Raw genomic sequence first — 13,405 nt, 5'->3', positions numbered from 1 at the left:
CTAATGATAATTAAATAAGAGCCGCCCATTGGGCGGTTTTTTTATTGCAAAAATTTGGAGGATTTATGCGTAAACACAATCGGAGGATTTATGATCAATAAATTATGGGCGTTAACTTGGCGGCTGTTTATCTTGTGCAGCTATCCGCTATTGGTCGCTATGCGTAACGCTAACGCATCAGATAGCGCGGACGGACAGCAAGTCATGACGACCGATACCATTGCACAGCTAGCGCAATCGCACACTACAAGCCTCATTATCGGTGCTTGCATCGTTTGCTGGTGGCTTGGCTCGATTATCGGTGCTTTATATCCTACGCCTGATGATTTGAAAAGTGCTGAGATTAGACCGTGGTTAAGATTGCTTATCTGCTTAACAGGTGGCTTTGCCGCGTTTTTATGGGTGCTCAATAGTGATGGTGTCTTAACACTACTCACACCGCTGTGGGTTGGTGGCGTGGCATTTGTCGCGCCTCATCTTATTCAGATATTGCCAACACTGGTAAAAGCTAGACTGGGGCTGGGAGGTGATAAATGATTGGGTCAATATGGTTAATTATTTGCGGTGTGACCGTGATAGCAGGATTTTTACCAAACAAGCTGATTAACACTAATTGCCGATATATTTATATTGGCAGTCTAATTATTATTTTGGGTGCTTTAGTAGGTTTGTCAGGACGTCCCGTTATCGCAGCAACGATTGTTTTTCTAGGCATTGTTGTATTGTCTTGGGCGGCAATGTATAAGCTCACTGATTGATAAAAACAGCACTAAATACCACCCCTTTTTTGGGGCTTTTTTACATCTAAAATAAGGTAAATATAATGAGCGTATTCGATATTATTTTCGAGCGATTGCAGAAGCATGAGGGTGGTTACGTCAATCATCCAAACGACCCTGGCGGGGAAACTATGTACGGCGTCACTAAAAGAGTGGCAGTTGCACATGGGTACCACGGCTCAATGCGCAACTTGCCAAAAGAAACAGCCAAGCGCATTACCGAGCAATCATATTACAAAGCGATCAAAGGCGATCAGCTGGATAGGCTAATTGCATGGCAACTGACAGATGCCGCTTATAATCATGGCAATAAGCAAGCGGTCAAATTTTTACAGCGTGCGATTGGATTTACAGGCAAAGCTGTAGATGGTTTGATTGGTCCTAAAACATTGGAAGCTGTCGCGGCAATGGACAAGAACGATGTGGTATTATTGTTTAACGCTGAGCGCTTAGAGTTCTTTACTAACTTAAGAATATGGCAAACTTTTGGTAAGGGATGGGCGCGTAGAATTGTTGTAAATCTACGTTATGCAGCAGCAGATAATTAAGCTGTGACATGATTCTTGACAGCCTGCCATCAAACACTATCATATGTAATCACATTGCATAATCGTAAGTCATTGATATTACTAAGAGTGGATTTGATAGCGTGTGATAGTGTTTGATGTAATCGGGTTCAACTCCCGCCATCTCCACCAAACAACGATAAAGGGTAGACCGTCATAGACTGTCTGCCCTTTATTTTGGACGTTTTTTAGGAATTAGGGTTTACATAAAGTTATGGCTAACAGAATGAATGTTAGTATTTTATTTTACAAATAAGAATAGTACAATATCTATTTTAATTGACTTACATCTTGAAAATATATAACTTTTCCACTAGAACATTCATAGTAAAAGTGAAAGCCTACAGCCATATTTTTTTCAAACAATTCGTCAGCTACCTCTTCATATTTTTTTATATAATTTTCGCAATCGACCTTGTAACCATCATTTGTGCGTATAAATTTGATATTTTCATGAGTAGGTATTTGGTTACCTTCTAATAGGCTACCTATTTCTAGCAAACCAGATTGATTAGCTAAAGTATTAAGTTTATTGTTTATGTTAGCATTGTCGTAACTTCCCATATAGTCTGAACCCATGACTTGCTCAATATATTCGATTTCAAAAGTTAAGTCTGCTGCGTTGATTTCTTTCATTTGTGACCAAGAGCCAACGGTGCTGTAATCTTCATCTAAAAACTGTAAACTATAAAGGTAGTAAGTATTATCCTTAAATAATAAGTAGTACGTAGCTTCGTTTGAATCCTGATTTTTAGAAAGAAAATATTTTCCATCAATTTTTTCAGGAGTAAAATTTTTGCAAGTTTTGTCTGAACTACATTTTTTATTAGAAAAGTAAATACCTGTTGGAATACTATTATCTGTATCTGTATCTGTATCTGTATCTGTATCTGTATCTGTATCTGTATCTGTATCTGTATCTGTATCTGTATCTGTATCTGTATCTGATCGAGCAGTATTTGTCTCTAACTTTGAGTTTATGCCATTGCCATTATGGACATCATCTGTAGGAAGCTGAACAGTAGTGTCGCTACAAGCTTGTAAAGTTAACATAACCAATAAGAGTAGGGTTTTCTTCATAAAATATAACTTCTTATCTATTGAGGTATTTCGAGATGAAAAGCTGGTTCAGCTTTGTCTCTTAGAGGAGATATAAAACTTGAAAGCTTACCCTGTTTGAGAGCTGCATCACAAATTTCTTGGAATCTTTTCTTCTTTGCATAAGTATTTAATCCGTTGCTATTTACACCTAAGTCAACGATGTTCTTTTTAGCGTAAGTTTCAAAACTAACACAATGTTTAGATACCCTTAATCCCTTCTTGTCATATTCTAGAATTTTAGAAACCATATTCCTGATGATTTGGTTCTTACCTAATCCTTTTTTAATACCACTTTGGCAAACACGTGTTACTGCAGCACCAGGCGCTGCATATCTAATGACACGGCCCTTAGAGATATTGTTGTACATTGCAGTTGCTTGCTCTTCAGGAGTCCTTAGCGTACTTGTTATTACAACTTTTTTAATACCATATTTTTGAGCTAGCTCTCGTAGAACCATTCTGGTTTTTTCAGTAACTACATCTGACCTTTTAGTCGTAAAACCAATTTCAATATTTGAGTATGTAGGCTTCTTAGCCTTATAAACATACGGCTTATCTCTATCTTTACTCGCAAAAAAGCTATCTTTTTTAACCTCTTTGCCGTCTTCATACACCAGTACTGTTATCTCAACACCTACTAGCGAATCATGTGTTCTACCTCTAGTACCATCATTTCCTGTCACAGAAGTGTTCTTACCATATTTGGTAGACTGAGTAATATATGAAAGCCCCGATAGTGGCTTATTTGTTGCTTCATCAACGAACTTTATGGTAATTTTAGCCTCATCTGAGGCAACCTCAAGCGTCGGCCCTGTTTCTGTCTTTTTTTCAATCTCTGTTACTTTCGGCTTTTCTACTTTGATGACAGGGTTTTGCTCTATTTGAGGTTTTGGTGTGTCATTTGATTCGCTTGTCTCTGGAGTAGTCGATGCTTCTTGACTCAAGGTATCTGAGGCATTGCTGATATTTTCTTCGGTGATGTCTGTTCCTATAATTATAGTCCATTGCTTGGATCCATAGGTAGCGATGGCGGTTGTTTGCGCTCTATTTTGTCCATCGATAAGAGTGAGTTTTTGACCAGCAAGGGCTTTAATAGTACTAATACCTTGGCTGCTTGCTCTTTTTGTAGCAGATTGTCTACCACGATATAGAATTTTAAACTCGTAGTGTGGTATTGGTTGATTCTTTTTATCAACAAATTTGATGCCGAAGATGAGAACAGGAACTTTTAAAACTTTGGTTTGCCCGTTTAAATCACCAGTAATGGGGAATGCCATGCTGTAAATAGATTGTTTCTTTCCATCGTCGTCATCAAGATAGACGCCGATAGATTGACTGATATCAGCTTTTATACCTGATTCAATGCCTGAGCTATCAGTTTTATGTGGTTTTATATTATTTTTATATTCGAGATAATAAGTTGTATTTGGTATGGGTTTTCCTGTGTCGCCTTCGACTAGCTTTATATTGAAAGTGACTTCGTCAATGATATTACTATCGATAGTGCCTTCGTTTGGGTGATCTGAACTACTTGGTTTATCATTATTGGTACTACTATCACTACTCTCTTGAGTGGTATTCACTTTTTTATGTTCTGATAGTACGGACGAATAGTTGTGTTTACCTAGGTATGCTATTTCATACCCTTGTATCTGATCAGCGTTCTGAATAATAGTCTCAACGAGAGTGCCATCAATTTTTAACTGAATTTTGGCTTCTGGATGTCTGACTATTACTGGTAAATTGCCTTCTTTATCTGTTTTATGAGTAACCACTACTTTACCCACATTAAATTTACCCTTAAATTCAGAGCTAATTTCAACTTCTTTGTTAGGAATACCGTCTTTCTTAGCATCTAAAATCTTTACGTATATTTTTCTTTTACAACAAGTCTGGACATCATAATAAGCGAATTGACTCATGTACTTAGCGACACTGGTACCATTGCCATCAACTTTGTTGATTCTACCATTTGTAGTCAAAAATTTTTTGACGGCTCCTGAACCTTTCAAATGTATAGCGGCTATCACACCTGACTCAGTTACTTCAAAGGGAGGAGAACCTTTTGCTTCTGTAATAGTCCTTCCATAAAATTCGTTTAAATTTTTACTTCTTGAGTATCTGCATAATCGATTAATCCATTCATTAATCGCCTGCATTTGTATTTTACCACTATGTCTGAAAACATTAAGGGAGGTAGCACCAAACTTACCAGTCCAATAGTTGCCATTCTTTCCCCAATCCTGAGTTGTTGTATTTTTAGTTCCATCAAAGCGATAACATCCCACATCCTGTAAAGCTTCTTCTGAAAACTGGAAGAGCCCCACATAATTCCAAGGATTTAATATACTAACAGCCTTTGGGTTATCAACCTTAGTACCTTCTTTATTGTTCCCAATATAAGTATAAGAATAACGCAAGTCAGATCCTGACTCCTGTCTAGAAACAGCTCCAATATACCCGTTCCTATCAGGAGTATAAGTAACCCCTTTAACTGGTTTTATTAAGTGACTCATATTATTTTTCCTCTATTGCTGATCGCTTTCTACAAGCATTAGGAGCATAGCTATAATCTAGAGGGCATTGTACATCGATATATTTTTGTAATAGTTCTTTAGTACGTTGATCCTTACCTGTTATGTTATTTTTAATAAACGAACAACCATCATAGAGCATCCCTGTCATTTCATAGTTTTTGGGGTCAAAAATATAGAACACTTGACCTATAGCACATTTACTATCAAAGCAAATTTCATTAAATACATACTTTTTATCAGTATTTATATCTTGTATGTATACTCCTTCTTGCTGTGATCCCATGGCATAAAGCTCCTTATTAGTAAGATCAATAGGACTGACAAGTTTAGAAATCATTTTTTGAAATGCTTTGTCATATTTACTATCGTAATTAGAGTTAATACCCTCTACGGTTGGTAATTTCTCATTCACTAACTCAAAAGGGTATGTGGTGAATTTCCCATCGCCATACTCATAATCTACATACCGAAAAGGAACTTCATTGATTACCAGTTCTTTATTTAGTTTATCGGTATAACTTATTGAATCTGAAGTATATGCTTGCTCTGAAGGTTCGTTCTCTTCATCTTGTGAAGGAGCGATCATTTTGAGCTGAACGCGAGGTATGCTATCTATATAACTTTGATAATCTTCTTCGTTTGTGGTTTGAGCTACACTGACGAATGGTGTCGTGAAGAGGAATATTGAAAAAAAGCATAGATTTTTATCTTTAAATAAGTACATAAATTATCCTATTAAGAAGTTTAACAGCCAAAGTCGTCTTCATCATGTGCATGATTATCACCACAATCTTCAAATAGATCTTCAATAGAGCAATGATCGCTCTTTATCTGATTTGATACGTCAATAGCTTTAATCTCTCCTTTATGGTTCACGTTGCCAATAAGTTCTAACTCAACTTTCTCAGCTTTATCCCCAAACACTCTTAATGTCTGACCCTCTTCGTCAAGCTTCCCTTCAATTTCTGTGCCTCTTGTATGATTGATAAGCTTATAGCTAATGCCTTGGTCTATGAGGTCTTGAGGAATAAGTTTTTTGAGATCAAACGCCTTACTAAATAACCCAGAAGTTGGTAAAGCAATCACTGGCGCGTTAACTTTACCTCCACTCAATAATTCCTTCTTCACCGCCTGAACTTTAATCGTTCCTGGGCACACTAGCTTAATTCCGCTGTCATCTATAGTGATAGAAGCACCCGCGCCTGTTTGTAGCTTAATCCGCTTTGGACTCGACACATTCACTTGTCCTGACTCACTACCAATCTTCATACCTTGCTGACTGTGTAATTGCAGCTCACCACCTTGCGCCTGAATACCGAGAGGTTCTCTGTTGGCACTGATATGTAGTCCTGATAAGTTGGCTTGACCACCAACTCCAGAGAGTGAATCAATACGGTCTGCCGTCAGCATATAATTGCCTGCCACCACATCCGACTGCGTGCTGCCGGCTTGCCTCACAATGGTCTTTGCTGTCCAAAGGGTATTGCTACTTGATGCGAGAATACTGTCTTTGCTGACCAGTAGCACATCGGGCGCACCTAAGACTTCTGTATTTAGGGTTTCGTCTATCACTTGGGCTGTGGTCTTAAAAGCATCTATCGATTGGCAAGCACTATTAAGTGCTTGTGTTGATTGCAGATGTGCCTGTTTAGCGTCTGTAAAGGTTTCACTCAGTCCAGCACCCAGTTTAAGCTGCTGTTGTCCTGCGTCATTGACCCATGCCGACTCATGTTCTGATTGGCTGTGATGGACACCAAAAGTAGAGAGCAGCACACCTGTTTCTCCAGTAATTTGTAGTCCATGATCGGTTGCGACATTGATTCCTTGACCGCTATCACTTGATTGATGATTGCTAAAGCGATGACGTAACACACCGAGTTCTAATACGTTTTCATTAACTGAGAAGGCGGCAATATCTGTGATAGTTGGATTCTGGACATTGGCATGTGACTCAGTATTCACCGTCCACTGGAGTCCGACTTTGTTTGGCGTATCATCAAAGCTTAATGTCACCTCAGAGTCTGAGCTGAGTCCATACTGAGCAATACCTGATAGCCAGCCACTGTGTGTATCATCATCACTGATTTGCGAGTGACCCAAACCATTGCCATGCCACCGTGGCGATGATCCGCCTTGTAGATTGTGCCGATTGGACAGCCCAGAATCACGAGTAGTGACATCTTTGTCATCAGCATCACCCATACCAATACCGTCATACAGGGATCGGCTAATCACCGGACTGTCGATATCACCGTACCAGTGGCTAAGCAGAACCGACTGTCCGAGACGCGGAGCAAACTGCCAACCGTGGGTTGCACCTGAGGACAATTGTAATGAACGCAGGGGTGGGGTGGTGCCATCGTCATGATCACTGATACCAGACCAAACAGGGGTGGTGATGGTTTGTTGTAGAGAGTCATCGGTGATTCGGGATGCATAGCTGGGGGAGGTAGACGAGCTTGCATTACCTGTACGGGCTTGAGTCAGACCTGTATAGCTACTGCTGACAAAGGCTGAGGTACTAGGATATGGGCAGTAAGGGGTTGATACATCTAATAGAGTGGCTGATATCCAAACGCCAGTGTTACGAGCAATGTCGTAGGCGTATTCAGGTATAAAAGTAGCATTGGTGTTCTTTATATGGCATTGGGTGTAAGGTACTGTCTGGTCTAACCATTCTTTGATAAATACTTGATGATGATAAGAGACGCTATCGTTATCGGGTTCGATACCGATCATTGTCGTGGCTATACAATGAGTAGATAGGCTACCAATGGATGGTAAATTATGGATGCTCACTGGACTGCCGCTCATCAGGCCACGCATGGCACCACTGGCGTGATAGGTTTCGCGTTGACAGTTATTGGCTTGAATCCACTGTTCAGCAAGCTTGGTGGCAGCTTCGTCACTGCTCACCCGAGAAGGGGCAGCGAGTAACACTGTGGTGTCATCCATCGCTAAGGGCGACTCGTCTACCGCTTGACCTTCATAGATGGTATCAGTTGCTAAACCGTCTGCCTGTACTCTCACCGTACGACTACCAAGTTGCTTCGTATTCATTTGTAGCGTACTGACACTGTCTTGACCTGACTGCATCGAAGATTGGGCATAGCTGTAGTTCAGTGGTAGTCGTTCAATCTCATCCAAACCACTCATCAGCCACCACGTGCCAAGCTCATCAATAGAATCACCTGATACCCACAAGGTAGATACCCCAATATCTGCGAGCAGTCCAGTGATAAAGTCATAGTCACTGACGTCCAACTGGGTCCGCATAGGTAATGGCATGGATAAGCAATCTGATGACAACAAGGTTTCAGACACCTGCCATTTCATATCATAATCGCCAAGGATAGTGGCCATGATATCGAGAGTAGATTGGTTGAGAAAATTGCGAGTATGTATGGACTGCGTCAATTGCCAATCAGGACTGACAATATCTAAAGCGTAGAAATGCATTGCTCCATCTGAATGCTGGTAATTAATCTCTTTAATGAGTCCTGTACGGTGCGTAGGTGTGCGATTGGCTGATAGCGTAGTTAAACATAGGGGCGATCCTATTAATGATAAACAAGCGTTCGAGTCTAAAAAAATATAACCAAACACTAGTATGTCAATTTTTTCGATTTGATTAATACCACTTAACCCAGAAAATGCGACAGGGTAAAAGATATTTTTACCTAGATTATGGGTGTGAACGGTCATTTTATGTAGACGATTGGTCTGAGAAGGCATAAGGGAGCTACCGTTACTGCTTGTTTTATACCAAGAAAATGGCTTGAGTAGGAGTTTTTCTAAATTATTTACTAAGAAAATTATAGAGTTTATTGAAATATCGTCAAGTATATGTATAATCAATCCAATGAATTTTACATACTTAGCAGACTTTAGTTAGAATTTTTCTTCTTTCAATATTTTTTATGTTTTTAGTGATGACACTGTATTTATGAATCCTATTTATCGCACTAAACTTAAGACAGTAGGTTTGCTAACGGTCGTGCTCAACGTGGCTTCGTTGATAACGGGTTGCAGCACGACTGCCGAGGGAAACAAACCAAATACAATAAGCCAGACCACGGTCAAACAATTGAGTGAGCCGTCACTCACGTATCTGTCTGGTGCCGCTAATCAACGCAGTCCTGCAACGTGGATGACTATCGCTGAAGATAACTATAAAGCAAAGCGCTATGCACGGGCATTAAGAGCCGCTAACGAAGCTCTGAGTATGGATAATCAAATGGTAGAAGCGCGGCAGATTGCCATGCTTTCAGCAGTTAAGGTGATGGAGAGCAATATTGACGCTTATCACGATAATGCATTAATGAATGATAGTGATAAGGCAACGTTCAAAGAAACATTGACCAATATCACAACCTCAATTAATACATCTAATTAAAAAATTTTAAGTAGATAGATGTGTTTACTTCATACTAATAATGGCGAGCACCGACTTACGATGACCAGTATCAAAAGCAGTATCAAGGCCAGTTTTAAGCTACCTAAAGCACTCTTGGCGGGTCTGTTTATCATGGGCTCAGTGATGAGTACAGCGCATAGTGAGCTTGTAATTCAAGAAAAAGATCCAGATTCTAGCATCGTCAATCAATTTGCTGCGCTCAAAAACGCTGACACCCAATCACCGCAACTTCAGCAATTAATTGTAGAGTTAAATCAAAGACTGGCTAGCAATCCAAAGGATTCTCTAGCATGGGAGATCTTGGCACAGATTTACTCTGACCATGGTTATCATGCTTACGCTGTCTATGCAGCCAGTGAGGCAATTGATCTGGGTCAAAGCACTTCTGAGCTGAAAAAGATACTACTAAACAGCAGTGCTATTGTCTCTCAAAGCCAATTGCAATCCGACTATTTGACGGATGAGGTTGATGCGGCATTTTTGAAAGAATATCAGTACGCGCTAAGTAAAATATATGGTGACATTTATGGTTTTAATTACGATGAGTCTTTGCCGAAGCCGCCAGCGCCCGTTGTCAAACCTAGAAGTGCTAAAACAAAAAGCAAATCAAAAGCTCAGCGTCGTACGTTTGTAAAAAAATAAACGACTCCTACTAAAAGAAAAGCAGTCGCAAAACAACCGTCACGACCAGCGCCAAAAGCCAAGTCTGTGCGCCAACCGACCAAACCTTCATCCCCCAGAAACAACAACGGCAAATCCACTGATCCATTCAGTATATTGCGTTGAAACTAGACATTGCTGAGGTAACTTATTATGGCAAATCAAGACAGTGTGCAGAAGAAAATTGCAAAAGTACGCGCCCCTCGGGTGCATCTTACCTATGATGTCGAAGTTGGTGATTCGATAGAAACAAAGGAAATCCCTTTTGTTGTTGGCGTACTAGGAGAGTTCTCAGGAGACTCTAAGCTGGAACAACCACGCTTTAAAGACAAAAAGTTCGTCGAAGTGGATTTGGATACTTTTGACGAGGTGATGTCCGGTCTTGCGCCGCGTGCGAACTTCCGTGTTAGTAACGATTTAAGTGATAAAGGTGGCGAGTTTGCAGTTGATTTGGCGTTCAATAGTATCGATGATTTTCGTCCAGAAGCGGTGGCTAATCAGATTGAGCCGTTAAAACAATTAGTACAAGCGCGCGATCGTTTAGCGGATTTACGCAACAAGATATCAGCCAATGAAAAGCTTGAAGACTTGTTGGACGATGTACTCAAAAACACAGAACAAGTTAAAAAAATGGCAGAACAAAACCAAACTGATGGTGAGGATTAAACGATGAACGCCCAAGCCCAGCAGAATATAGTAGCGGACTCGTCAAATAGCGAAAGTTATGATTTGCTCGAAGAAATCGTTAATAAGAGTAACGTTGCTAAATCCGATGACGAAAAAAATCGCGCGAAGTCACAAATCGCTGAGCTGGCTAATGAGGTCATGCAAGGTACAGTGACGTTATCAGATAACTTAGCCGCATCCATTGACGCCCGTATTGCACAGATCGACGCGCTCATATCTAAGCAATTGACGACAGTCATGCACGCACCTGAGTTTCAGAAACTGGAGTCTAGTTGGCGCGGTCTGCATTATCTATGTAGCCAAACGCCATCAGAGTCCATGCTGAAAATACGCATGATGAATACCACTAAGCATGAGCTTACCAAAGACTTTCAGTCTTCAATAGATTTTGATCAAAGCACATTGTTCAAAAAAATCTACGAAGAAGAGTTTGGTAGCTTCGGTGGTGAGCCATATGCTGCCATTGTTGGTGATTTTGAATTTACTCGCCAAAATTCTGATATGTACCTGCTTGAGCAATTGTCTCATGTCGCTGCTGCTGCTCACGCACCTTTTGTATCGGCCGCATCCGCTGAGATGTTTGGACTGGATTCGTTTACTGACATTGGTCGCCCTCGCGACCTATCAAAGATATTTGAAACGGCTGAATACATACGTTGGCGTGCGTTTAGACAGTCAGAAGATGCCCGCTACGTTGCGCTTACTGTTCCTAGTTTCCTAGGGCGTCTGCCTTATGATCCTAAAGACGGAACCGTGGTTGAAGGCTTTAATTTTACCGAAGAAGTTTCTGGCAATGATCACAGCGATTATCTATGGGTCAATGCTGCTTATGCTTTTGCTTCGCGTTTGACCTCAGCTTTTTCTGATTATCGTTGGTGTGCTGCCATTCGCGGTGTTGAAGGAGGTGGTTTGGTAGAGAACTTGCCTGTCCATACTTTTAAGACGGATGAAGGGGATTTGGCGCTCAAGTGTCCAACTGAGATATCTATTACTGATCGCCGCGAAAAAGAGTTAAGTGACTTGGGTTTTATTCCATTAGTTCATTGCAAAAATACCAATTATGCTGCCTTCTTTGGGGCGCAATCAGTGCAAAAAGCCAAAACATATCAAAATGATGATGCCAATGCCAATGCGGTGCTATCGACCCAGTTGCAATACATCATGGCGGTCTCGCGTATTGCTCATTATCTAAAAGCAATGATGCGCGACAAGGTTGGTAGTTTCTTAGCACCTGGCAATGTTGAATCATTTTTGAATGACTGGATTTCTCGTTATGTCTTGCTAGATGACGGAGCCTCACAAGAAGCAAAAGCCCAGTACCCACTGCGTGAAGCTTCTGTACAAGTTGTAGAAGTACCGGGTAAGCCTGGTGTCTACAAGTCAGTGGTTTTCTTAAGACCACACTTTCAACTTGACGAATTGTCTGTTTCTTTGCGTCTGGTCACTCAACTGCCGCAGGCTAGCAACAGCTGATCGTTTATTAAAATCAAACGTTAAATCTCCTAAAAGAAGGTATGTGATATATGAAAGATATTTATATTCAGTTCCGTGGTAAATACAAAATTGATGGCGAGTCTCGTGATAGCGAGCATAAAGGCTGGCTTGAAGTAAATACATGGGATCACTTAATTCGTCAGCCAAAGTCCGCGACAGCAAGTAGCGTTGGCGGCCATACTTCTGAGCGTTGTGAACATTCTGATATGACGTTTATGAAAGATTTGGACTCGACTAGCCCGAAGCTATGGGAAGCGTGTTCTGCTGGCTACACTTTTGATGAAATTCAAATTGATTTTTATCGTGCCAACGGTGATAAGCGTGTTAAATATCTTGAAATAAAGCTTAAACATGCCCTTATCGCTAGTGTTGAGCCTACTGTACGTTCAGAAGGCGTACCAATCGAAAAAGTTGGTATCAAGTATGCCGCAGTTGAGTGGACTTATACGCAGCAAGACATCGATGGTACTGCTAAAGGCGCAGTCACTAAGAAATGGTCGCTAGCCAACAACACTGCTACATATACCGCTTAAGGTAGGTCGTCTCAGGTGTTGTCTATTCATTGTGCCAAGAAAGAAAGGTTTATATCTAGGCCTTTCTTTTTTACTTTTTAAATGGGAGTGACTGTATCAATGAACTACGCTGCTAAAGAAGTGGGGTTTCGCCCGAACTTGTTTGAACAGCTATTTGATGAGCAGCCTCGTCATTTAGCGCATGAGCTCGTTGTTCGTCGTCTTAATATTGATGAATTAAAGTCTTCGGTCGCGCAAGATTTGGAGTCTTTGTTAAATACACGCTGTGTGGTGTCTAACAAGCTGCAATCTTATCAACATGTGCGCTCATCAATATTGAATTTTGGCATATTAGATTTTGTAGGGCTAAGCAGTGCCAATCCTGCTGACTGTGACTATATTTGCCGACAAATCGCACGAACCGTAGAGCAACAAGACACACGATTAAAAAACGTTCGAGTATCGTTAGATATTGGAGCCGTTGATGTCAATCAGCTTTGTTTCTCTATTGAAGCTTTGCTGAAGGTTTACCCAGCCCAAGAGTTGGTCAGTTTCGATGCGTTCTTTGAGCCAAGCTCTCAACGTTACTTAATAAAATAACCAATATCGCCGCTCAAATTGCACAGTTCAGCGATAACTATATTGAGGCATC

The 13,405-nt window shown here is 40.7% G+C and carries 13 protein-coding genes; 9 read left to right on the top strand and 4 right to left on the bottom strand.

Annotation, left to right across the window (positions count from 1 at the left end; all coding sequences use genetic code 11):
* Window positions 1-90: 90 nt before the first annotated feature.
* From M917_RS10920 to M917_RS10910, 3 genes are all read left to right on the top strand, one after another.
* On the top strand, window positions 91-537 hold the full coding sequence (locus tag M917_RS10920) for a hypothetical protein (RefSeq protein ID WP_021814906.1): 447 nt from the start codon (window positions 91-93) through the stop codon (window positions 535-537).
* Window positions 534-758, top strand: a complete 225-nt coding sequence (locus M917_RS10915) for a hypothetical protein (protein WP_021814905.1) — start codon at window positions 534-536, stop codon at window positions 756-758. The genes M917_RS10920 and M917_RS10915 overlap by 4 nt, the downstream gene beginning before the upstream one ends.
* A 65-nt stretch (window positions 759-823) precedes the next feature.
* Entirely contained in the window at window positions 824-1,327 is a 504-nt protein-coding gene (locus M917_RS10910; RefSeq protein ID WP_040642625.1) for a glycoside hydrolase family 108 protein, read from the top strand.
* A gap of 288 nt (window positions 1,328-1,615) precedes the next feature.
* On the opposite strand, the gene M917_RS14260 is transcribed toward M917_RS10910, so the two are convergent.
* From M917_RS14260 to M917_RS10890, 4 genes are read right to left on the bottom strand one after another with little or no spacing between them, the layout of a single operon-like run.
* Window positions 1,616-2,425 carry a hypothetical protein gene (locus M917_RS14260; RefSeq protein ID WP_021814902.1) on the bottom strand — a complete coding sequence of 270 codons (810 nt, stop codon included), beginning with the start codon at window positions 2,423-2,425 and terminating at the stop codon, window positions 1,616-1,618.
* 17 nt (window positions 2,426-2,442) lie between these two features.
* The gene (locus tag M917_RS10900) at window positions 2,443-4,962 is read right to left on the bottom strand and encodes a hypothetical protein (protein WP_021814901.1); all 2,520 of its coding nucleotides are present in this window, start codon (window positions 4,960-4,962) and stop codon (window positions 2,443-2,445) included.
* A 1-nt stretch (window position 4,963) separates the two neighbouring features.
* Window positions 4,964-5,707, bottom strand: coding sequence for a hypothetical protein (locus tag M917_RS10895; RefSeq protein WP_021814900.1), 744 nt, complete (start codon window positions 5,705-5,707; stop codon window positions 4,964-4,966).
* 20 nt (window positions 5,708-5,727) lie between these two features.
* Window positions 5,728-8,718: a contractile injection system protein, VgrG/Pvc8 family gene (locus M917_RS10890; RefSeq protein WP_021814899.1), complete on the bottom strand. Its 2,991-nt coding sequence runs from the start codon at window positions 8,716-8,718 to the stop codon at window positions 5,728-5,730.
* Window positions 8,719-8,929: 211 nt separating this feature from the next.
* On the opposite strand from M917_RS10890, the gene M917_RS10885 reads away from it, so the two are divergent.
* The 6 genes from M917_RS10885 to tssE all read left to right on the top strand — a co-directional run bounded on the left by M917_RS10885 (window position 8,930) and on the right by tssE (window position 13,353).
* The gene (locus M917_RS10885) at window positions 8,930-9,379 is read left to right on the top strand and encodes a hypothetical protein (protein ID WP_040642622.1); all 450 of its coding nucleotides are present in this window, start codon (window positions 8,930-8,932) and stop codon (window positions 9,377-9,379) included.
* 60 nt (window positions 9,380-9,439) lie between these two features.
* Window positions 9,440-10,042: a tetratricopeptide repeat protein gene (locus tag M917_RS10880; protein WP_021814897.1), complete on the top strand. Its 603-nt coding sequence runs from the start codon at window positions 9,440-9,442 to the stop codon at window positions 10,040-10,042.
* Window positions 10,043-10,213: 171 nt separating this feature from the next.
* The gene (gene tssB / locus M917_RS10875) at window positions 10,214-10,726 is read left to right on the top strand and encodes a type VI secretion system contractile sheath small subunit (protein WP_021814895.1); all 513 of its coding nucleotides are present in this window, start codon (window positions 10,214-10,216) and stop codon (window positions 10,724-10,726) included.
* A gap of 3 nt (window positions 10,727-10,729) precedes the next feature.
* Entirely contained in the window at window positions 10,730-12,220 is a 1,491-nt protein-coding gene (gene tssC, locus M917_RS10870) for a type VI secretion system contractile sheath large subunit (RefSeq protein ID WP_021814894.1), read from the top strand.
* A gap of 50 nt (window positions 12,221-12,270) precedes the next feature.
* Window positions 12,271-12,774, top strand: coding sequence for an Hcp family type VI secretion system effector (locus M917_RS10865; protein ID WP_021814893.1), 504 nt, complete (start codon window positions 12,271-12,273; stop codon window positions 12,772-12,774).
* Between the two features lie 99 nt (window positions 12,775-12,873).
* Complete coding sequence (gene tssE / locus M917_RS10860; protein WP_021814892.1) at window positions 12,874-13,353, top strand: type VI secretion system baseplate subunit TssE; 480 nt, start codon at window positions 12,874-12,876, stop codon at window positions 13,351-13,353.
* Window positions 13,354-13,405 lie beyond the last annotated feature (52 nt).

The organism is Psychrobacter aquaticus CMS 56, assembly GCF_000471625.1.
GTDB classification, from domain to species: domain Bacteria; phylum Pseudomonadota; class Gammaproteobacteria; order Pseudomonadales; family Moraxellaceae; genus Psychrobacter; species Psychrobacter aquaticus.
The sequence above is the reverse complement of the archived record's forward strand: the minus strand, read 5'-3'. Positions and strand labels throughout refer to the sequence as shown.